General features: G+C 61.6%; 18 protein-coding genes and 1 riboswitch. Of the genes, 5 read left to right on the top strand and 13 right to left on the bottom strand.

Annotated features, from left to right (window positions below):
- The first annotated feature begins 25 nt into the window (after positions 1–25).
- The 3 genes from CUV01_RS07085 to CUV01_RS07095 are packed head-to-tail and all read left to right on the top strand — an operon-like array spanning position 26 to position 3,513.
- The gene (locus CUV01_RS07085; protein WP_198731894.1) at positions 26–2,317 is read left to right on the top strand and encodes a glycosyltransferase; all 2,292 of its coding nucleotides are present in this window, start codon (positions 26–28) and stop codon (positions 2,315–2,317) included.
- A gap of 37 nt (positions 2,318–2,354) precedes the next feature.
- The gene (locus CUV01_RS07090; protein ID WP_157994803.1) at positions 2,355–2,732 is read left to right on the top strand and encodes a hypothetical protein; all 378 of its coding nucleotides are present in this window, start codon (positions 2,355–2,357) and stop codon (positions 2,730–2,732) included.
- Between the two features lie 40 nt (positions 2,733–2,772).
- Positions 2,773–3,513: a hypothetical protein gene (locus CUV01_RS07095; protein WP_101459858.1), complete on the top strand. Its 741-nt coding sequence runs from the start codon at positions 2,773–2,775 to the stop codon at positions 3,511–3,513.
- A 112-nt stretch (positions 3,514–3,625) separates the two neighbouring features.
- Here CUV01_RS07095 and CUV01_RS07100 read toward each other — a convergent pair whose 3' ends face one another.
- From CUV01_RS07100 to CUV01_RS07155, 12 genes are all read right to left on the bottom strand, one after another.
- Positions 3,626–6,775 (bottom strand): efflux RND transporter permease subunit, encoded by a 3,150-nt coding sequence (locus CUV01_RS07100; protein ID WP_101459859.1) that lies wholly within the window; start codon positions 6,773–6,775, stop codon positions 3,626–3,628.
- On the bottom strand, positions 6,772–7,998 hold the full coding sequence (locus CUV01_RS07105) for an efflux RND transporter periplasmic adaptor subunit (protein WP_101461920.1): 1,227 nt from the start codon (positions 7,996–7,998) through the stop codon (positions 6,772–6,774). The genes CUV01_RS07100 and CUV01_RS07105 overlap by 4 nt, the downstream gene beginning before the upstream one ends.
- 225 nt (positions 7,999–8,223) lie before the next feature.
- Positions 8,224–9,195: a HesA/MoeB/ThiF family protein gene (locus CUV01_RS07110; RefSeq protein ID WP_101461922.1), complete on the bottom strand. Its 972-nt coding sequence runs from the start codon at positions 9,193–9,195 to the stop codon at positions 8,224–8,226.
- Positions 9,192–9,803: a thiamine phosphate synthase gene (locus CUV01_RS07115; protein ID WP_101461921.1), complete on the bottom strand. Its 612-nt coding sequence runs from the start codon at positions 9,801–9,803 to the stop codon at positions 9,192–9,194. The genes CUV01_RS07110 and CUV01_RS07115 overlap by 4 nt, the downstream gene beginning before the upstream one ends.
- Positions 9,803–10,561: a thiazole synthase gene (locus tag CUV01_RS07120; RefSeq protein ID WP_101459860.1), complete on the bottom strand. Its 759-nt coding sequence runs from the start codon at positions 10,559–10,561 to the stop codon at positions 9,803–9,805. The genes CUV01_RS07115 and CUV01_RS07120 overlap by 1 nt, the downstream gene beginning before the upstream one ends.
- A 4-nt stretch (positions 10,562–10,565) precedes the next feature.
- Complete coding sequence (gene thiS / locus CUV01_RS07125; RefSeq protein ID WP_101459861.1) at positions 10,566–10,763, bottom strand: sulfur carrier protein ThiS; 198 nt, start codon at positions 10,761–10,763, stop codon at positions 10,566–10,568.
- The gene (locus tag CUV01_RS07130) at positions 10,753–11,694 is read right to left on the bottom strand and encodes an FAD-dependent oxidoreductase (RefSeq protein ID WP_101459862.1); all 942 of its coding nucleotides are present in this window, start codon (positions 11,692–11,694) and stop codon (positions 10,753–10,755) included. The genes thiS and CUV01_RS07130 overlap by 11 nt, the downstream gene beginning before the upstream one ends.
- Positions 11,691–13,496, bottom strand: a complete 1,806-nt coding sequence (gene thiC, locus CUV01_RS07135; protein ID WP_101459863.1) for a phosphomethylpyrimidine synthase ThiC — start codon at positions 13,494–13,496, stop codon at positions 11,691–11,693. Before thiC ends, CUV01_RS07130 begins: the two co-directional genes overlap by 4 nt.
- 90 nt (positions 13,497–13,586) lie before the next feature.
- Positions 13,587–13,707, bottom strand: a riboswitch (TPP riboswitch).
- A 186-nt stretch (positions 13,708–13,893) separates the two neighbouring features.
- Entirely contained in the window at positions 13,894–14,307 is a 414-nt protein-coding gene (locus tag CUV01_RS07140) for a hypothetical protein (protein ID WP_101459864.1), read from the bottom strand.
- A 225-nt stretch (positions 14,308–14,532) separates the two neighbouring features.
- Entirely contained in the window at positions 14,533–15,249 is a 717-nt protein-coding gene (locus CUV01_RS07145) for an inositol monophosphatase family protein (protein WP_101461923.1), read from the bottom strand.
- 52 nt (positions 15,250–15,301) lie between these two features.
- Entirely contained in the window at positions 15,302–16,654 is a 1,353-nt protein-coding gene (locus CUV01_RS07150) for a TldD/PmbA family protein (protein WP_101459865.1), read from the bottom strand.
- 68 nt (positions 16,655–16,722) lie between these two features.
- A complete protein-coding gene (locus tag CUV01_RS07155) occupies positions 16,723–18,357 on the bottom strand; it encodes a DUF2125 domain-containing protein (RefSeq protein ID WP_157994804.1) in 1,635 nt (544 codons plus the stop codon).
- 87 nt (positions 18,358–18,444) lie between these two features.
- Here CUV01_RS07155 and CUV01_RS07160 point away from each other — a divergent pair, with 87 nt between their 5' ends.
- Positions 18,445–19,053 (top strand): enoyl-CoA hydratase/isomerase family protein, encoded by a 609-nt coding sequence (locus CUV01_RS07160; protein ID WP_232962571.1) that lies wholly within the window; start codon positions 18,445–18,447, stop codon positions 19,051–19,053.
- Here CUV01_RS07160 and CUV01_RS07165 read toward each other — a convergent pair.
- Positions 19,050–19,391, bottom strand: a complete 342-nt coding sequence (locus tag CUV01_RS07165) for a DUF2853 family protein (RefSeq protein ID WP_101459868.1) — start codon at positions 19,389–19,391, stop codon at positions 19,050–19,052. The genes CUV01_RS07160 and CUV01_RS07165 overlap by 4 nt on opposite strands.
- 205 nt (positions 19,392–19,596) lie before the next feature.
- Here CUV01_RS07165 and CUV01_RS07170 point away from each other — a divergent pair, with 205 nt between their 5' ends.
- Positions 19,597–20,520 (top strand): glucokinase, encoded by a 924-nt coding sequence (locus tag CUV01_RS07170; RefSeq protein WP_101459869.1) that lies wholly within the window; start codon positions 19,597–19,599, stop codon positions 20,518–20,520.
- Positions 20,521–20,597 lie beyond the last annotated feature (77 nt).

Genomic DNA, 20,597 nt, shown 5'->3' on the forward strand with positions numbered 1-20,597 from the left:
TGAGGCCTCGCGGACCCCTACCGATATGAGCACTGCCCTGCACCTTACCTCCGACGCTATTCTGCCATCATTGGACCTGCCGGCCAAAAACTGGGACGTCGTCCTGACCTGTTTTGAGCCTCTCATCGCGGTCACCGGTGGCATCGGGACCTATCACCGGCTGCTACTGCAGGAACTCGCACAGTCGGGAAAGAAGGTACTGGTACTGACCCGGGGCATGAATGCAGAGCAGGATTTTCTGCCCGAAATCGAAAAGATCAATGTCGATCTGCTCAAGCCGGCAAAGGCATTCAATTTCGTCGGTCTGGAGCACGAGTTCTTTTCGCTTCAGTGCCATTTTGCGCTGCGCGCATTGTACCAGACAGGCCATCGGTTTGGTCTTGTCGAATTCTCGGATTACGGCGCGGATGGGTTCTATCCACTGCGCGCGCGCGCGGCGGGCATCTACGAGTTTGGCGTCGGTGCTGTCAGGCTGCACTCGCCCAGTGTCATGCTGACCGAGGATAATGGCGGCAACCATTTCAGCCTGAACGACTTCAACAGGGACCGTATTGACCGTGAAATGAGCGTCTACCAGGACGCCGACGCCATCCTGTTCGGCGGTGACGCCATGCGCGACCGCGTTCTTGAACTGACCGAGCGGTTCGGACTGGATGTCGCCGACAAGATGGTGAAATGTCCGCATCCCTATCCAAGGCACTTGTTCACAGCGATCGAAGGAGTGTCCGACGATGCGATGGGCGATGCGCGGACGACATTGATTAACAAGGTCTGTGAAAAAAGCAGATTTGTGAAGCCGGCCGACCTTCAAACCGCGCGGTTCATCGGCGTTTTTGGCCGCATCGAGGACCGCAAGGGTCAATTTCAGATGTTCTGGCAGGCCGTGACGGACGCCGACTTCGTCCGCTTTGTCAAAACCAGTGACTTTCACTTTTTGGTTGCCGGTCACAATGTGCTGGACCACATCGGCAACTATAGACTGAACGACCTTTACGCGCTGATCCATGAAAAGGGTTTGCAGGGTCGCATCCACTTTACCGGCAGGCTGGAACAAGACGAGCTAGCCGAATGCTCTCGTGCGGTATCGGGCTATATCTTTCCGTCGATCTTCGAGAACTATCCCAATGCGCTGCTGGAAATCCTTCCCACCTGCCGGCCGGTCGCGATCTCTGTGCATGGTTGTATGCCAGAGATTACCGAGGGCTTTTCTGACGTCGCGCTGATCGACCCGAAAGAACTGGAGACCGAATCGCTGATTGCCTTCATGCAAGGCATACCGGTCGAAGTCGGGCCCCCGGCGGAGGATGAACTGGCCAAACGGATCGCGACATTCGAGCATCGGCAGGCCGAGATGATGGCCTATTACAAGCAGGATTTCCCGACCCCTGACGTGGACGCGAATGTCGACCTGCCCAGCCTGGGCATCGTGCTGCCGGTCTATCAGGAGCACCGCTACCTGCATCAGGCCATATCGACCGCGAAAACCGTGCTGGGCGGTGGCGAGAACATCGTCGTGGTCGATGATCATTCTGCGCCTGAAAACGCCAGGAAAATCGCGCGGATCACCAATGAACTGGATGTCCAGCTGATCACTCTGCCGGAAAACGCTGGTCCGGCAGTCGCCCGCCTGCATGGGGTGAAGGCGCTGACCACGGATCTAGTGCAGCTATGCGACGGCGACGATCTGCTGGACCCGCAGGGCATCGCCGCGATCCACTTGATGTTCGCGCGCGATCCCGACCTGACCATGGCGACCGGCGTGATGTCCTGCTTTCAGGAAGAAAATCACTGCTGGACACCGCGTAACGGCAATATCTGGACCGCAACCGCTGCGAATTTCGGCCATAGCGGCAGCATGTTCAGACGCGACGCGCTGCTGGCGGCCCTTGGCACGCAGCATGAACGGCTGCCGCTGAACGAAGACTGGTTGATGAATCTGTTGATCTTGGTTAAGGGCGGAAAATGCCGGATGACACCCGAGATCACCTATCACTATCGGCGCTATGGTGGTTCGCGCAGCACGCAGAATGCATCGCTGGTTGGTCGCGTTTCACGCCAGATCAATCGCATCATCAGCGATGAAATGAGCTTCCAGAACCCCGAACAAAAAGCCAGATTGCGCGAAATCTACAAGGGCTATCTCGGCTCTGTCAGCCGGCCCGGAGCGCCCGGAAGCCACATGTCGGCGCACTCCTTTCCGCTTCGCTATCAGTATCTGGACGCAGTGTTCTTCAAATTGGTAAAGATCAAAGGGATAGAACCCCTGTTCCTGAAATTGAAGAGACGGCTTGTGCAGCGCAGCAGAGTGAAGACCTAGGGTCACCGAATCCTCCAACTCAGAGTAGAAAGCTCAGATGACAACAGCCTCTGGACAGCCTGATGAACTGACAACAGTTTTTGTCATGACCTATCGTCGGTCGGACTCCACATTGCTGCACGCCATCATGAACGCAATGCAGGACTTGATCATCCGTGGAAAAAACAGCCTGGCCCTTGCCCCACTCTTAGAAAGCTGGCGGCGGATCAAGAAAAACAAAAACAAGTTCGCGCGGGTCGCTAACACAGCGGTTTTGCGTCCTGAATCCGATCGGCGGATCGTCGGATATAAGGAAATTCGCTACAACGGCTTCATTAAAGCGCCCGCCGAAGCGCTACATACAGCGGAGTTTGTGGGATCGACCGTTGACACCGATGCCGTAGAAAAGATTCATGGCAACCGGCTTGCACACTAGAAGATGTGCGAAATAGAGAATCCGAAGGCATGAGGTAGGAATGGACAAGAAAATCGACAAGATCTGTTTGGTCTGCATGGATCGCACCGGATCGAACATGGTCTCTCAGCGCCTCAACACGCACCCCGAGATCATTTTCTACAACGAGGTGTTCCATCGTCAGTACATGATTTTTCACGACAAAAGGGTGAATGGCGACCCTCAAACCCTGGCAACGCGCGACGGCAAGCCAGCCGCGTTCGTATCGCAGCTTTGGTCAGGTGCCTTCGAGCCGAAAGACGAGCTTGAAAACGTCAAGGCGATTGGGTTCAAGCTCTTCCTGAACCACAATGCCGAAGCGCTGAAATACGTTGTCAACTCGGATGCCAAGCTGCTCTTTCTGCGTCGGCGCAACCCGCTTAGCCGCTTTTCAAGCTTCAAGATCGCCGCCGCGACCAACGAATGGAAATCCACGGTCCTGTCCAAGACAAAGAAGACCGTGCAATTCCACCCCCCGGAATTTCGCGCCTATATGCAGAACTTCACTTCGCTTGAAAGCTTGTTCGAGATGGTCGCGAACCGCTGGAATCGGCCATATTTCGACCTGTGGTACGAGGATCTGGTCAAGCGTCCCGAGGTTTGGGACAACATGTGCGAATACCTTGGCTATCCCGGCGACGCATTCGGGGAATCGCCGATCGTCAAACAGAATTCGAGTGATATTCTCAGCCGCTTCAGCAATCCCGATGTGGTGAGGGACTACGTCAGCCATCTCGGCAAGTACGAGTGGCTCAGCGAATAAAGCCGCTGCCGTAAATGGCATGTGATCGGCCATACTCTTTTGCTCGTCCTGCAAGGCAGCCGCCAATCGGCTGACCCGCTGTTTGCCAGTTGCTCTGCAGGGCGGGCCGACGCTAGGTGCCGGCTGTCGCGGCCATCGCTTGCTGTGCCTCGGCCCGCTGCCTGCGCTTTGATTTGGAATTGTCGCGCAGCATCAGCATCGCAGGGGTAACGATCAGGGTCAGGATGGTCGCGATCACCAGACCGCCCGCAATGGCCGACGAAAGTTCGGTCCAATACTGGGTCGATGGCGCACCGTAAACGATGCTGCGCTGGAAAAAGTCGATGTTCAGCCCGATCACCATCGGCATCAGACCCAACGCCGTGGTGACCGATGTCAGGACGACCGGACGCAGGCGCTGCGCACCTGTGCGCAGCGCGGCCTCTAGCGGGTTCAATCCCTTGGTGCGGAAATCATTATAGGCATCGATCAGAACGATGTTGTTGTTCACCACAATCCCCGCCAAGGCGATGACCCCGACGCCGCCCATGACCACGCCGAACGGTCGACCCGTCACCACCAACCCCATCAGCACCCCCGAGATCGAGAACATGATCGCGCTCATCACGATGAACGACTGGTAGAAGCTGTTGAACTGAATGATCAGGATCATGAACATCAGCACGATGGCCGCCGCAAAGGCGCTGATCAGAAAGATCATGCTTTCCTGCTGATCCTCGGCCTCACCCGCGAACGTATAGGTGGTTCCGTCTAGCAGGTCCGCCGATTCCAGCGCGGCGCTAAGCGAGACGATCAGATCGTTGACCAACAGGCCCGGCGCGACATTGGCCTCGATCGTCGTCACCCGCCGTTCATCGACGCGCTTGATCACGCCCACCCGCTCGACCGCCGAGAAGGAGACGAAATTCGAGATCGGAACCAGGCCCGTCGACGTCGGCACGCGCAGATTGCTGAGTTCGTTCAAAGAGCGGTCGCCAGACGGAAAGCGGACGCGAATATCCAGCTCGCCCTCGGCATCCGAGGGGCGATAGTCTGCCACCGCGATACCCTGCGTCAGCAGCTGAATCGCCTGACCCAGCAGGCTGACATCCGCGCCGTATCGTGCAGCCTCGGCGCGGTTCACATTGATCGCCACCTCGACACCCGATAGCGGGCGGGTATCGGTGATATCGGTAAAGCCGCCGAGCCGTTCCATGATCGCCAGAACCTGCTCGACGCCCGCATTCTGGTCCTCTGGCGTCCCAGCCGAGATCCGCAGGTTCACCGGTTTGCCGGCGGACGGGCCGCCACTTTCGGTTTGAACCTGCACGTCGATGCCGGCGATGTCGGCTACCGTCTCGCGAATTTCAGCGCCGATTTCAGCAGCCTTCGGGCGGGTATCCCAATCCAGCAGGTCAAGCTGGATCGTGCCGATCACGTCCTCGTCGTCCTGACCGGAACCGCCAAGGCTAGAGCGTGCATAGACCGTCTCGATCCCCTCGGTGCCGATGATGCGATCCTCGACCTTGCGCACAAGATCGTCGCGCTCATAGATCGACAGATTGTCGCGGGCGCGAACCTGCACCTGCATGAATTCGGGTTCGATCGACGGAAAGAAGGAAATCCCGCTGCCGAACTGACCGTAAATCCCGAAAGAGCCCAGAAGCATGGCAACGGCCAGAATGACGGTTGCCCATGGCCGCATGATCGCGCGTTCCAGCAGCCTGACATAGGCACCCGTCAGTCCCGGCACTTCACGCGGGTCGCCATGGGTTGATGCAGCCTGCGCCAGCTTGTCGCTTGCGGTCTGCGGGCGCGCGCGGCCGATAGCGCCACCGACAACGGGGATAAAGATCAGCGCCATGAACAGCGATGCCCCCAATGTCAGAATCACCGTGATCGGCAGGTATTTCATGAACTCGCCGATAATGCCGCCCCAGAACAGCAACGGAAAGAACACGCTGAGCGTTGTGGCGGTCGACGCGATGATCGGCCATGCCATGCGCTTTGCGGCGTGGGCATAGGCCTCGCGCGGGGTGTCGCCCTCGTGCAGACGTCGGTCGGCCAGTTCAACCGTGACAATTGCGCCGTCGACCAGCATCCCCACGACCAGGATCAACGAAAACAGCACCACGATGTTCATCGTATAGCCCATGGCCCAGATCGCAGTGACCCCGGCCAGGAAAGCACCCGGAATAGCCAGTCCGACCAGAATGGCCGAGCGCGCGCCCAGCGAAAATACGATGACGATCATCACCAGCAGGATTGCGGCCAACACGTTGCTTTCCAGATCGGAAAGCAAGGTCTTCACCTCTTCTGCCTGATCCTGCAGATAGGTCGCATCAACATTGCTGGGCCAATCGGCGGTCAGCGCCTGTCCCACAGCCCGTGTTTCAGCCACGGTGTCGATAATATTCGCGCCCGAACGCTTTTTGACCTCCAGTGACAGCGCCGGCTGACCGTCGATGCGCGCATATCCCGTCGGATCCTCAAAGGTGCGCCTGACGGTCGCGACATCGCCAAAGGTGACCACCGTGTCGCCGTCGACCTTGACCGGCATGGACAACACATCGGACATGTCCTCGATCAGGCCCGGCACCTTCAGGACGATGCGCCCGCCACCCGATTCGATGGCCCCCGCGGCGATCAGCTGGTTGTTGCGGGTCAACTGCGAGATCAGCGTCTCAAAGCTGAGATTGTAGGTCTGAAACACCGTCGGATCGATCAGAACCTCCAGGAATTCGTCGCGCTCGCCGCCGACATCAACCTCGAGCACACCGAACAGCGCCTCTACCTGATCCTGCGCCTGTTCGGCCAATGAGTTCAGCATCCGTTCGGGTACAGGACCGGACAGAACCGCGGTGATGATCGGGAAAAGCGCGGTGTTGATCTCGACCACGTGGATCGCGCTGGCGTCTTCGGGCAGGTCGGCCTGCACGCTGTCAGCAGCCTCGCGCACCTTGTCCAGCGCATCGTCGATATCGCCGCCCGCAGCGAATTCCAGCTGGATGGCGGCATAACCCTCGGCGGCAGTGCTGGACATCAGGTCCAGCCCCTCGATGGCGCCAAACTCGGCCTCCATCGGCTCTAGCAGCAAGCGTTCGGCGTCGGACGGGCTGATGCCGTCGACCGTGGTCGAGACATAGACCAAGGGCAGGGGCACCTCGGGATTGGCCTCTTTCGGGATGGTCAAATAGGCAATGGCGCCGACCACAAGGATCATCGCAAGCGCAATGATGACCGCCCGGCTGCGCGAAAAGGCCGCGTCGATGAGTCCGTTCACAGATTCGTCTCCGTGGCGTCGGGGACGATATCGGCATCGACCGCTTCGACGGCCTCGGCGTCGGCGGCTGCGGCCTCTTCGTCTTGCGCACGAACAGCGTCGCCATCGCGGACGAAACCCTGGCCGATGGTGATCATACGGACCTTGTCGGCAAGACCGGTCGCCCAGATGCCACCGATCTCGGCGGCTGCGATTTCGATCGGGTGGAAGACGACGATGCCGTCTTCTTCTGTCTTGATGCCCAACTCACCATCAATCCCCAGCGATACGATCGAGGGCTCGACAAAATGGGCCAGCTTTTCGCCGGTCGGGATGACGATGCCGGCAGACACACCGGCGGGGATTTCTCCGCCGGGATTGGGAACCTCGATCTCGGCCAGAAAGGTCCGGGTCGCGGTCGAAGCGGCGGTCCCGACAAAGCTGACAACGCCCTCGATCGTCTGACCGGTGATGAATTGAACCGTCGCCGTCTGGCCAGCCTGTAGCCTGTTCAGAGATTGCTGCGGCACCTGAAACGATACCGTCAGCGGATCATTGTCGACAATCCGTGCGACCTCATCGCCCGCCGATACGAACTCTCCTTCATTGATCGCCAGGGTCTCGACCCGACCGGCAAAAGGCGCGGTGATTGTCAGATTTTGCATCGCCTTATCGGCAAGGGCGACCTGCGCATCGGCTGCCGCCAGAGCGGCCCGTGCCTCGGTCACGCGATCGGTTGTGGCGATGCCACGTTCGCGCAGCTCACTGGCATTGCTGAATTCCCGCTGCGCGCGAGTCTGTTCCTGTCGGGCCTGATCGAGGCTGGCCTCGGCCTCTTCGGTCGATAGCTGGGCGATGACCGCACCGGCCTCGACATTGTCGCCCTTGGCCACCTCGATCTGCAACGCCGTGCCCGACGCCTCGGAGCGAACGCCCGTATCCCGCTCCGGCTCTGCCTGTCCTTCGGCGCGGAAGTTCAGCGTGACCGCCGACGCTTGCGAGTTGCGCACAACGACCTTTGGCGGCTCGGGCTCGACCACAGGCGCGGCGGCGACCGGCTCGTCCTTGATAAATAAACCGCTGCCCATCCAGAGAATGATGAGCAACAGGATAATCCCCGCCAGCCAGACAGACCGCGATGCGCCCGGATCGCTTTCGAATGTCAGCTTGCCACGTTGCGGTTCGGCCGCAGCAGCCTGCGCCTCAGCGATGGTCGTGTCGGCCTCAGGGGTTTCGGTCGTCATCGTTGCGCGCATCCTTCAAAAGCTCTGGATCGACTGAATCGGCCCAAAAAACTGCCTTTACCTACTTTTTTTGACCCTATGGCACAATCCGTCATGGCCAAACACGCGGTCACAAGCGCGTCTGTGCCGCTGACCGGACCGGTGGCGTTGTCGCGTTCGTGCGAGCAAGATCAACCCGCGATCAGGACTTTTTGCCCGTGCCCGATGCGCGATAAGGGCGGTGCGTCAGCCCTCGCGCGGATCGGCCAGGATCGCCACGCGCGCATGCCCTGCGTCGTTTAGCACGCGCGCAGCACGCCACGCGCGCAGCCCGCTTGCGCAGACAAAGACCGCGCGCCGATCGCCCGGCGGATTCAGTGCGGCGACGGAGGCAGCGGGCATTCGCTGCACCTGAGCGCTGGTCAGGCTGGGCAGTTCCGCTGCGTCGCGCAGATCAAAAAGCAGATCATCGGCGGTGATCTGCCCCCAGCCCAGCACCTGAGGAACAGCCGTCAAGGGCTCTTGCGCATCATCAAAGCGAAATCCGGACATGCGCCAGCTTGCCATGTCCAGACTGACAAGCTGACCCAGCGGTGAGGGCCGGTGATCCAGCAGCACCGAAAGGCCCATCTGCGCCTGCAGCGCGCCCAGCGTGGCCACTGCCGGCCCCATGACGCCGGCGGTCGCACAGCTTTGCAGATTGGACGGCAGATCGGGAAAGATCGCGCGAATGCTAGGCGCAGCGCCGCAAAAGCCGCCGACATAACCCTGACGCCCCAGAACCGACGCGCTGATCAGCGGCTTGCCAATGTCACGGCAAAGGTCCGACAGCGCATAGGTCGTGGCAAAGGCATCCGCCGCATCAAAGATCAGATCGGCATCGGCGATTTCATCTGCCGCATTGTCCGGACCAAGCCGAGCGATAACCGGCGTGACGCGGCAGTCGGGGTTCAACGCCGTCAGCGCCTCAGCCGCCACCTGCGCCTTGGGTCGGCCAAGATCGGTCATGCGAAACAGGATCTGACGGTGCAGATTGCTTTCTTCGACCCGGTCCGGATCGTATACCCGGATCTCGCCCACACCTGCGCCAGCCAGCAAAGGCAGCAGCGTTGCGCCCAATCCACCCGCGCCCGCGACCAGAACGCGCGACGCGGCAAGCCGTGCCTGCCCCGCCGAGCCGATCTCTGGCAGGCAGGTCTGGCGGTCATAGCGGGTCACGTGGACACCACGCGTGTGGCGGCGATCCATTCGACGCAGCGTCGTTCGGGGTCATCGGCGGCCTGAATGTCGGTCACGACGGCGGCGCTGTCGGCACCTGCCGCGAACAGGCCCGGCAAGCGGTCCACCGTCAGCCCGCCGATCCCGACCAATGGCACTTCGCCCACCAGACGCCGCCATTCGCGCACCTTTTCCAGCCCCTGCGGTGCCCAGGGCATCTTTTTCAGCAGCGTCGGATAGACAGGACCCAGCGCGACATAGGCCGGTTTGCAGGCAAGCGCGCGCTCCAACTCGTCGTGATCATGGGTCGACAGACCAAAGCGGATACCAGCCCGGCGCAGCGCGGGCAGGTCGGCGCCTTGCAGATCCTCTTGGCCAAGATGGACGAAATCACAGTTCATCTGCAGGGCAATTTGCCAGTGATCGTTGACCACCAGCTGCGCGCCATGGGCGGCACAGATGCTGCGCGCACGCGCAATCTGTCGGCGCAGTTCAGCCTCGGGGCTGTTCTTGAGACGCAGCTGCACCAGCCGCACGCCCAGCGGCACCAGACGCTCTAGCGCGGCCACATCGCTGACGATCAGATAAAAGCGATCGAGTGTTGTCATCATGCCAGCTCCGCCATGCCGAATATGGGGGTCGAAGCCACCGCCATATCGCGGCGCGGCATCAACCCGGCCTGATATGCAGCCTGCCCAGCCGACACCGCCTGACCAAAGGCATGCGCCATGCGGACGGGATCGGCAGACCGGGCAACGGCGGTGTTCAGCAGCACAGCATCATATCCCATTTCCATCGACTGGGCCGCCTGCGAGGGCGCGCCGATGCCGGCATCGATTACCAGCGGGATCTGCGAAAAATGCGCCCTGAATGCGCGCAGCCCATCGGGATTGCGCAGCCCCTGACCAGAACCGATGGGCGCGCCCCACGGCATCAGCACCTGACAGCCCGCCTCGATCAGCTTTTCGCCAACGATCAGATCGTCGGTGGTGTAGGGAAACACCGAAAAACCATCAGCGCAGAGGATGCGGGCGGCCTCGACCAGTCCGAACGGATCGGGTTGCAGTGTGTCGGCGTGACCGATCACCTCAAGCTTGATCCAGTCGGTGCCGAACAGTTCACGCGCCATCCGCGCCGTCGTGACCGCCTCTGCCACGCTATGGCATCCGGCAGTGTTGGGCAGGATGCGGCAGCCAGTTTGGCTTAGCAAATCGCGGAATTTTGCGCCCTCATGCCCCTCGCGCCGCAGCGAAACGGTGATCACTTCGGCACCCGACGCCTCGATGGCGTCGTGCAGGACAGCGGGCGATGGATACTGCGCCGTGCCCAGCATCAGACGGCTTCTCAGATCGACGCCGTAGAACATCTGATCACCCCCCCTGCATTGGCGACAGAACCTCGACGCTGGCGCCCTCGGCCAGTTGGGCATTCATGCGCGCGGCACGCGGCACAAAGGCGCCGTCCACAGCCGTCGCAACGGCATCTGCCGGAAATCCCTGCTCGGTGATCAGGTCATCCAGCGTCATTGCGCTGGTTTCGATGAGGGCGCCGTTCAGCTTAATCTGCATCTGCTGTCTCCTTTGTCAGCATCTGGGCCAGTTCATCCGCCAGGACAGGCGCCATGAGAAAGCCGTGACGATGCATTCCGTTCATGTGAACCCGCCCGTCGACGCGGCGAAGGGCGGGTATGTTGTCTGGAAAAGACGGGCGCAGGCCAACGCCGGTTTCGATCAGTCGGGCCTCTGCAAAGGCCGGATGAATCGCATAGGCGGCGGCCAACAGTTCCATGACCGCGCGGGCGGTGATCGGCCCGGCTTGCGCGGTTTCAACCATGGTCGCGCCGATCATATAACGGCCCTCGCCGCGCGGGACGACATAGCAGGGAAAGCGCGGATGGATCAGCCGGATCGGGCGGGTCAGGGTGACATCCGGCGCGTGGATCATCAGCATCTCGCCGCGAATGCTGCGCAGATCAGGCAGCAGATCAGCCGCCGCCGTGCCACGGCAATCGACGATCTTGTCGCCACGACCCGCCGAAGGCCGGTCGCGAAAGTGCACGCCGCGCGACAGCAACCCCTGACGCAGCGCGGCCAGCGCGGCCCCGGGGTCCAGATGCCCCTCGCGGGCAAAGAACAACCCGCGCACAAAGCGGCCGGCCAGATCGGGCTCCAGATGGGCCGGTTCAACCCAGCGATGTGCGGTCGTTGCACGCGCGAAACGGTCCAGTTCTGCGCTGTCGCGGGGCGGCGCAAGCACCAGCGTCCCGCGCCGGGTGACGGGCGTATACCGGGACCACCAGTCCAGTGCAGCCGCCCCTCGTGTAACGACCAGATCCGGGGCATCCTCACCCTCGCAAAAAGGTGCCAGCATCCCGCCCGCCAAGGCCGAGACAGCCGGCGGTGCATCCGTGGGCAGGATCACCTCGACCGGCAGGCCGGCCCGGGCCAGCGAGGTCGCGGCGCACAGCCCCGCGACACCCGCCCCCAGAACCGAGATCATTCGGCACCTTCCTTGGCGGCCACCTCTTCGGCAGGCATATACAGTGCCCCGCCTTCGCGGAATTTCTCGGCCATCTTGTCCATGCCCTGCTGGCGTTCGGCCTCTGCCCGGATATCGTGGCTGATCCGCATCGAACAGAATTTTGGCCCGCACATCGAACAGAAATGCGCGACCTTATGCGCCTCTGCGGGCATGGTTTCGTCATGCATCTCGCGCGCGGTGTCGGGGTCCAGTCCCAGATTGAACTGATCCTGCCAGCGGAACTCGAACCGTGCACGGCTGAGCGCGTCGTCGCGCCGCTGAGCGCCCGGATGCCCCTTGGCCAGATCGGCCGCGTGGGCGGCAAGTTTATAGGTGATGACCCCGGTCTTCACATCGTCGCGGTCGGGCAGGCCCAGATGTTCCTTGGGCGTGACATAGCACAGCATCGCGGTGCCGAACCAACCGATCATCGCCGCACCGATGGCGCTGGTGATGTGATCATACCCGGGCGCAATGTCGGTCGTCAGCGGCCCAAGCGTATAAAAAGGCGCCTCGTGACAGTGCTTTAGCTGTTCGTCCATATTGGCCTTGATCTTGTGCATCGGCACGTGGCCGGGCCCTTCGATCATCACCTGACAGTCCTTGGCCCAGGCGATTTTGGTCAGTTCGCCCAGGGTCCGCAGCTCGGCAAACTGTGCCTCGTCATTGGCATCGGCAATGCAACCCGGGCGCAACCCGTCGCCAAGGCTGAAGCTGACATCATAGGCGCGCATGATCTCGCAGATTTCGTCAAAACGTTCATAAAGAAACGACTCGCGATGATGGTGCAGGCACCATTTTGCCATGATCGAGCCGCCACGGCTGACGATGCCGGTCACCCGCTTGACCGTCATCGGGATCATGTGCAGCCGCACGCCGGCATGGATGGTAAAGTAATCCACCCCCTGTTCGGCCTGCTCGATCAGCGTGTCGCGATAGACCTCCCATGTCAGATCCTCGGCGATGCCGCCGACCTTTTCCAGCGCCTGATACAGCGGCACGGTGCCGATCGGGACCGGCGCGTTGCGGATGATCCAGTCGCGAATGTTGTGGATGTTGCGACCGGTCGACAGGTCCATCACGGTGTCAGCGCCCCATCGGATCGCCCAGACCATCTTTTCAACCTCTTCCTCCATGGATGAGGTGACGGCGGAATTGCCGATATTGGCGTTGATCTTGACCTTGAAATTGCGGCCGATGATCATCGGCTCCAACTCTCGGTGGTTGATGTTGGCAGGGATGATGGCGCGGCCAGCAGCGATTTCCGAGCGAACGAATTCAGGCGTGACCAGATCGGGCAGTTCGGCGCCGAAAGGCTCGCCGTCGCGGGCGCCGGCGGCTTGCCTGCCCTCGTTTTCGCGAATGGCCACGAATTCCATCTCGGGCGTGATGATCCCGGCGCGGGCATAAGCCAGTTGCGTCACCGCGCGCCCATCCGTGGCTCGCAAGGGCGGGCGTTGCAGCGGAAAGGGCGGCGTCAGGCGGCTGCCCGAGGCAAAACCGTTATCGGCATCGGTCACCGCGCGCGCCGGATATTCCTCGCACTCGCCGCGCGATTGCAGCCAGCCGCCGCCGCGAACCTCGGGCAGCCCGCGCGAAATATGGGTCTCTGCGCCATCGGCGGTGTATGGGCCTGAGCTGTCATAGACGATCAGCGGCGCCTCGCCCGCGACGGTGATTTCGCGCATCGGCACGCGAATATCATGCGTCTGACCCGCGACATGGATCTTGGTCGAGGCAGGCAGCGCGCCAGTGGTGATGGTGGGTGGTAGGTCTTTCATTCCGGTCTCCTCTTTCGAAAAGACCCAAGCGAAAACTTTGGCAGAAAGGGGCCATCTGGCCCAAAGGACCACCCCTTGATGCGATCGGGGGAAGTTGCCCTTCGGTCTTCCTACGCCAGTATCAACTGGGTCAGGTTCAAAGGGTCGCTTCACCGGGGTTTCCCCCTGTCAGCCTCTCAGTCCCCTAGGTGGGACTCCCCCGACGTGGGCGCAGATTGGCGCGAATGGTGGTCGGGGTCAAGCAGGTCCGGCGGCGCTGAACGCGCCCCGGCATGTTTTGCATGAGAAGAACATAAAAAGACGGGCAGCCCTGGGGCTGCCCGTCCGCCTATCCGCAAGCCACGACGGGGGGGAAACTCGTTAAAATAAGGCTCGTCGGATATCGTGCGACAACTGGTTATCTTACATCGGGTTGTGTCGGGCGTTCGCCCATCACATGGGTCAAGGCCGGCAGCACATAACGCTCAAACTTCTGCCGGTCGGGTCGCAGGGCTCCGGGCTTGCCGTGGCCGTTGCATTCTTCGCAATCATGGATCGTGCCCCAGCAATTCGAGCAGGCGCCAAGAGCGGATGCCAACACATCTAGCTGGTGAACGAGCAAGTCGTTCTCGCGTGCCAGCCGCTCGAATTCGACAGGAGCCGGGCGGTCGTGGCCGGGCTGAGGAAAACCCGCCCTCGACCGCCCGTAAATCGCCGCAGTCAGTGCCTGCGCAGTCCGCTGTTCCGGTTCATTCTCCGCGCCCACCGGCAGGGTACGCAAGAACTGAAGGGCGGCGATAAGGGTATCCAGCTGTTCGTTCGGAATGGACATCGTGGGTCTCCCGCTTGGCGCTGTCTGCTGACTTGCTGAGGTCACGCCGTGTTTGCTGAAACCAGTTATCGCCCCATGGCGTGAATCCAGCGTGAAAAGCGCGTGAAAATTCAGGCAGATTCGCGTGAAATTTTACGAATCTTGCGATTTTTTTCGCTGAGATTAAGGAAATCTTCAATTTTATCGGTCTGTGCGACACAAAGCCCGGGCTTCGCGAATCCCGGATCAGACCAGCGAATCAACCAAGAGGCGATGCAGGATCGGTCCGGCGATGGCCAGACCATCGACCGCAGCGCGCGGGCTGTTGAAGCGCATGTCCGTGCCCCGCCTGTCGGTCACCGCCGCGCCCGCGCGCTGCGCGATCAGGCTGCCTGCGGCAATGTCCCATTCCCAGGCCGAGCGCAGCGACAGCGCCGCATCAAAGCGGCCTTCGGCCACCAGACACAGCCGCCACGCCAGAGAGGGACGAAATTCGCGGCGAAACGGCGGCGGCTGGCCTGCCTTCCAGTTCTGCGCCTCGGACACGGCGCGATAGGTCAGCACAGTGGCATCCTGCATCTGGCTGCGCGTGCTGACCGCAATCGGCTGCCCATCCATCAGCGCGGGGCCATCGGCATAGGCGGTATAGATCTGGTCACGCGCAGGCAGATAGACGACAGCCGCCGTAATCCGGTCACCGGTAGAGACCGCCAGCGAATGCGAAAACCCTTCTTGCCCCGCGATAAAGGCGCGGGTGCCGTCGATCGGGTCGATGATAAAGCAATGCTCGGCGTCCAGCCGCGACAGATCGGCCTCGCTTTCCTCGCTTAGCCAACCATAATCCGGGCGCGCCGCGCGCAGCATCAACTCCAGATGCGCATTGACCGCCAGATCGGCCTCGGTCACGGGGCCAGCATCACCGCCCTTGTCCCAGCTTTCGGGATCGTTGCGCCAAAAACGCATCGCGATCTGCCCCGCCTGCCGGGCAGCATCTTCCAGCAGGCGCAGATCGTCTTCAGGCGCCGGCAACCGTCATCCCCCGCACCAGTAGGCTGGGCACCTGAACGGGACGCCAGTCCTCGGCATCATTTCCGGCGGTGATCGTCATCAGCATATCGCGCAGATTTCCGGCGATGGTGCATTCATTGACCGGATAGGCGATCTTGCCGTTCTCGACCCAGAAACCAGCGGCACCGCGCGAATAGTCCCCGGTCGTCGCATTGATCGAGGCCCCCAGCATCGAGGTGACGACCAGTCCCGTTCCCATGTCGGCCAGCAGATCGTCAAAGCTGGCGTCGCCCTGCGTCAGGCTGACATTGGAATGGCCGGGCGAGGGCGCCGAGGTCAGTCCGCGCGTTGCCGAGGCCGTGCTGTCCATGCCCAGCTTGCGCCCCGTCGCCAGATCCAGCGTCCAGCCGGTCAGGACGCCGCCGGCAACGATTTCGCGCGGCAGGCAAGGCAACCCTTCGGCGTCGAACGGACGCGAGGACGGATAGCGCGGGCGCAGCGGATTTTCGGTCACGGTCAGATCCGCTGGCAAGACAGGTTCATCCAGCGCATCGCGCAGCCAGCTTGCCCCGCGCACCACGGCATTGCCGTTCACGGCGGCAAGCAAATGCGCGATCAGCGTCGGTGCGACGCGGCGATCGTACAGAATGGGAAACGCGCCGGTCGGTGGTTTGCGCGACCCGATCCGTGCCAACGTGCGCTGCGCCGCCAGCAGGCCGATCTGCTCGGGGTCGGGCAGATCGCTGGCCCAGACACGGGATTCCCCGGCATAGTCGCGTTCCATCCCGGTGCCCTGCCCGGTAATGGCAACCGCCGACACCGAATGACCGCTGCGCGTGTAACCACCAGAAAAGCCATTGCTTGCCGCCAGCCACATCTGCCGGCGCGAAAATGCCGCCGCCGCGGATTCGACCTGCGTGATACCGGGCTGCGCCGCCGCCGCAGCCTCGGCACGCAGGGCCATCGCCTGCAGCGCATCGGGGCTAGGGTCGGGGGCCGGATCCGTCATTTGCAGGGCAGCGCCATCGCGCGTTTCTGCCAACTGATCCGGATCAGCCAGCCCCAGCATATCGTCGACCGGCGCCTCGCGTGCCATCGCAACCGCGCGGGCGGCCATTTCGCGGATGGTGATGTCGGAATGGTCCGAGGCCGATACGCTGGCTTGCCGCCCGCCGATCAGCACGCGCAATCCGATTTCGGTTGCCTCCGCGCGCTCGGCCAGTTCCAGACCACCCTTGCGGACATCAATGGACACGGATTGCCCGCGGACCGCGATGGCGTCGGATTGGTCGGCACCGGCCTGCGATGCCGCCTGGATCAGCGCCTGCGTCAGGGTTTCAAGATCGGGGCTGTCGCTCATTCGGATCACGTCTTCAAAGGAAAGGGCCGGGACACGATGCCCGGCCCGAGGTTTACCCATATGGGCGCTTACTTCACTTGCTGGCCATTGGCAAAGATGCTGCCATCGTCGCGGAACTCAAGCTCGGTCGTCAGTTTGCCCGGCTCGCCCTCGACCGGACGAGCAAACATGGACAGCATCATGCGTGCGCCCATCATCTGCTCTTGCGGGATCAGACCCATCGCGCCCAGCGTGCCCATCAGCGACTCGATGCCAGTGAACTCACCCGTGATCTGGCCGACCGGGGCTTCGGCCATCGTGCCGCCTTCGGGTGCCGTCAACTCACCTTGCACCTTGGCCTCTGCACCGACAGCCTTCAGCGAGATATCGTTGATCGTGACCTTCACGGGCATCGGCGGTTCTGGCATCGCCTCCATCCCGGGCATGGCCTCGCCGTCATCGGCCATATCATCACCAGCCATATCGTCGCCGGTTGCCTCGTCCCCGCCCTGTGCCTCACCAGAAGGTTCCGGTGCAGAAGGATTCATCGGCGGGTTGAGCAGCGATTCTGTCATCAGCAGATCGCCTGCCACGTCGATGTTGAGGTCAGCGGCGTCACGCGGCAGTTGGGCGTTGGGATCGAACAGCGCCCAGACCTCATCATTGACGGTCAGGCCCGAGATCGCGCTTTTAAAGGTGAACGGCGCAGGCTCGTCGGACGGCAGGACCGGGATGGCCAGTTCAAAGCTGCCAGCGTTCAGAGCATACTGCACCGGAAACGGCATTCTGCTGTTGCTGAAAGTGTTCGTGCTGCTCTCGACATCCGCAGAATAGGTCAGGCCCTCATCCGACATCGCAAAGCTCAGCTTGCCCGGACCTGCTGTCATCGAGCCCTCACCGTTGGTCGGGGCGCCATCCGAGTCGGTACCGTTGAAGGTGAAACTGCCGGTGCCGCCCGTATAGGAGGCGTCCAGCACCACCTCCATGCCGCCACGCAGGGCCTCTTCAAGCTGCTCTTCGAGGTTATCGACCCCTTGCGCCAGCACAAACCGGCCAGTCATTTCCAGCCCGTCCATGACGTACTCGCCCGCCGCTGTCCCCGCGCCGCGGCCTTCGCCTTCCTCGATATTGGCGTCCAGCGCGAAGCCCAACCTGGTGATGGCACCGTCGAAATCGACCTCGCGTCCGCCAGCAGCACCTTGCTCGATCGAGCGTTGGGTCCCGCTCAGGCCCTCCATGGTAATGGTCAGCGGAACCGGTGCGCTTTGTCCCTCATCGACAGGGAATTCCATGGTAACAGTTACTGTCTCTGCCGTGTATTCATGCGTCAGATCTTCGAACGACCCGGTGGTGACCGTCTCGTTGACCGGCATCGAAAGGGTGAAGGGAATGACGATTTCCGTGTCGTCCGGCGTGACCTCGGTGATGCTGCCGGTCACGTCGCCCTCCAGGAACCAACGGACACCGCCATCGCCGGTCTGGTTCAGGACGACCTTGGGCATCGTCATTTCCATCGACGACGTCGCGGATTCATTCGAAAACACCGCGTCGGTGATGGTCAGCGTATCGCCGGCCTCTTCACGGCTGCCTTCGGTCAATTCGATGCCGACAGATTCATTTTCGGCGATCAGTTGATCCCAGACTTCTGCGGGGGTGATTTCAGATAGCGCGGGAACGGCCATTGCGGCCATTGCGAGCGAAGAGGTTGCAAGCCTGCGGAACATACCGGATACCTTTCAATGCAAATTAGTATCGTCCTGATTTGTGCCGGAATGTGGCACAGGCCGGGGAAATGCGAAAGGGACGTTCAGGTGATCAGCGCATTTCAGCAGGACGGTATACAGGTTTTGCGGATCGAAAGACCGGACAAGGCCAATTCCCTGACCGAATCGATGCTGTCGCGCCTGACCGAGGAATTTGACCGCATTGCAGCGACTGATTGCAACGCGGCCATCCTGACCGGCGCGGGCAAGGTTTTCTCCGCCGGTGCCGATCTGGAAGAGGCCAAAAGCGGGCTGGCCACGTCCCCGCAATGGGAACGTCTGTCGGCCCGGATCGCGACCATGCCTTGCCTGACGATAGCGGCACTAAACGGAACGCTGGCGGGCGGTGCCTTTGGCATGGTGCTTGCCTGTGACCTGCGCGTCGCGGTGCCCGGCGCGAATTTCTTTTATCCGGTGATGAAGCGGGGCTTTCTGCCGCAACCCAGCGATCCGCGCAGAATGGCGGCGCTGATCGGACCGGCGCGGACAAAGATGATCCTGATGGCGGGCGCGCGGATCGACGCGCAGCAGGCACTGGACTGGGGCCTGATCGACCGGATCGCCGCTGATCCTGTTGCCGCCGCCACGGAACTGGCCGCTGATTGCCTTGCGGCCAGCCCCGATCATGTCATGGCGATCAAAGGGCTGATCGCCTAGGCGTAGACCGACTGTTTCCCGAAATGGGTGCACAGCATGTAATAGACCACCGGGCGATATTTGTTGCGGTTCGAGCGGCCGTATTTTTCGATCACGGCGTCGATGGCCTCCATCAACTGCGGCCCGTCGGCAAGGCCCAGCTTCTTGACCAGATAGCTGTCCTTTACACGCTCAAGCTCTGCCTTGTCCGTACCCGATACGGTTTCCGCATCAGCGTTATAGATCGACGGCCCGCAGCCGATCGTGACTTTGGTCAGCAGATCCATGTCGGGCGTGACACCCACCTTGTCCTTCAGGTCCGCCGCGTATTTTGCGATCAAATCGTCGCGTTTACTCATCTATCTTTTCTCCCTGGTGGCTTTTTAGATGGATCGACATTACCGGCCAATCAGCAAATATCAATCGTGGATGCAAAGGGCGCTGGAACGGTCCGGTTGCTCTTGCGGCCTTTGCATAAATAAGAAAATCATGCAGATGCACGCTCGTCAGTTGCGCGGCGATCTAGTATGTGGGCGCTAACAGTCCGAGGGAGAGGCAGGAACCATGGCGACTTTGCTGGCCGATGTTGGTGGAACGAACGCACGTCTGGCAATCGCGCGGAACGGCGTGATCGACGGCGAGACCGTCACCCGTTTCAGAGGTGACGACTACAGTAGCTTCGACGATGTCGTGCGGCAGTTTCTGCAAGAACAGGACGCCCCGCGCATCACCAGCGTGGCCGTGGCTGTGGCAGGGCCGGTGTCCGGCGGCATGGCGCAGCTGACCAACCGCGACTGGGACTTTTCCGAAGACCGGCTGGCGCGGCTGACGGATGCCGATCAGGTCCGGCTGATCAACGACCTGACCGCGCTGGGCTATGCCACACCATCGCTGTCTGGTGATGGGCTGGGCATTCTGCGCGAGGCACCCGCCGAGCGGCATCGCAATGGGCAGTCGCTGGTGGTTGGCGCCGGCACGGGCTTTAACGTCTGTGCGGTCAAGGTGTTGTCGGACCACCGGATCACCTGCCTCGAGGCCGAAGAGGGCCATACCTATCTGCCCGACATCATCATGGATCGGCTGCGCGACGAATTGGCCGACAAGGCCGACCAGTTCTTTTCGGTCGAGGAAACCTTTGCCGGGCGCGGGTTGTCACGACTGCACGCGCTGCGCACCGATACGGCACCCATTCGCAGCGAAATGATCGCCGAGGCCGCGTCGCAGGGCGATCCGGACGCCGATGCCACCTATCGGATGTTCGCCGAGATGTTCGGACTGATGTGCCGCGAACTGGCCCTGCGCTTCATGCCGATGGACGGCATGTTTCTGGCAGGTAGCGTCGGGCGCAGCCTGTCGAACCGGCTGGACCTGCTGGTCCCTGCCTTTCTGTCAGACGAACAGATGCGCCAGATCCCCGAAAATGTGCCCCTGCTGCTGATCAAGGACGACATGGCGGCGTTGCAAGGTTGCCTCGCTGCGCTGGATTAACCTGAGTTAACGGCACAAACCCTACTCTTCACTGGAATTTGTACCCACGACCTGCAAAATTAGGGCAAAAGAGGCCA

Origin of the sequence: Paracoccus tegillarcae (assembly GCF_002847305.1) — a bacterium.
GTDB lineage: Bacteria > Pseudomonadota > Alphaproteobacteria > Rhodobacterales > Rhodobacteraceae > Paracoccus > Paracoccus tegillarcae.

Bases quoted from the DNA above. Each gene is read 5' to 3' on its own strand.
- CUV01_RS07085 (WP_198731894.1), top strand. From the start codon at position 26: ATGAGCACTGCCCTGCACCTTACCTCCGACGCTATTCTGCCATCATTG.
- CUV01_RS07090 (WP_157994803.1), top strand. From the start codon at position 2,355: ATGACAACAGCCTCTGGACAGCCTGATGAACTGACAACAGTTTTTGTC.
- CUV01_RS07095 (WP_101459858.1), top strand. From the start codon at position 2,773: ATGGACAAGAAAATCGACAAGATCTGTTTGGTCTGCATGGATCGCACC.
- CUV01_RS07105 (WP_101461920.1), bottom strand. From the start codon at position 7,998: ATGACGACCGAAACCCCTGAGGCCGACACGACCATCGCTGAGGCGCAG.
- CUV01_RS07115 (WP_101461921.1), bottom strand. From the start codon at position 9,803: ATGACAACACTCGATCGCTTTTATCTGATCGTCAGCGATGTGGCCGCG.
- CUV01_RS07120 (WP_101459860.1), bottom strand. From the start codon at position 10,561: ATGTTCTACGGCGTCGATCTGAGAAGCCGTCTGATGCTGGGCACGGCG.
- thiS (WP_101459861.1), bottom strand. From the start codon at position 10,763: ATGCAGATTAAGCTGAACGGCGCCCTCATCGAAACCAGCGCAATGACG.
- CUV01_RS07130 (WP_101459862.1), bottom strand. From the start codon at position 11,694: ATGATCTCGGTTCTGGGGGCGGGTGTCGCGGGGCTGTGCGCCGCGACC.
- thiC (WP_101459863.1), bottom strand. From the start codon at position 13,496: ATGAAAGACCTACCACCCACCATCACCACTGGCGCGCTGCCTGCCTCG.
- CUV01_RS07140 (WP_101459864.1), bottom strand. From the start codon at position 14,307: ATGTCCATTCCGAACGAACAGCTGGATACCCTTATCGCCGCCCTTCAG.
- CUV01_RS07145 (WP_101461923.1), bottom strand. From the start codon at position 15,249: ATGCGTTTTTGGCGCAACGATCCCGAAAGCTGGGACAAGGGCGGTGAT.
- CUV01_RS07150 (WP_101459865.1), bottom strand. From the start codon at position 16,654: ATGAGCGACAGCCCCGATCTTGAAACCCTGACGCAGGCGCTGATCCAG.
- CUV01_RS07155 (WP_157994804.1), bottom strand. From the start codon at position 18,357: ATGTTCCGCAGGCTTGCAACCTCTTCGCTCGCAATGGCCGCAATGGCC.
- CUV01_RS07165 (WP_101459868.1), bottom strand. From the start codon at position 19,391: ATGAGTAAACGCGACGATTTGATCGCAAAATACGCGGCGGACCTGAAG.
- CUV01_RS07170 (WP_101459869.1), top strand. From the start codon at position 19,597: ATGGCGACTTTGCTGGCCGATGTTGGTGGAACGAACGCACGTCTGGCA.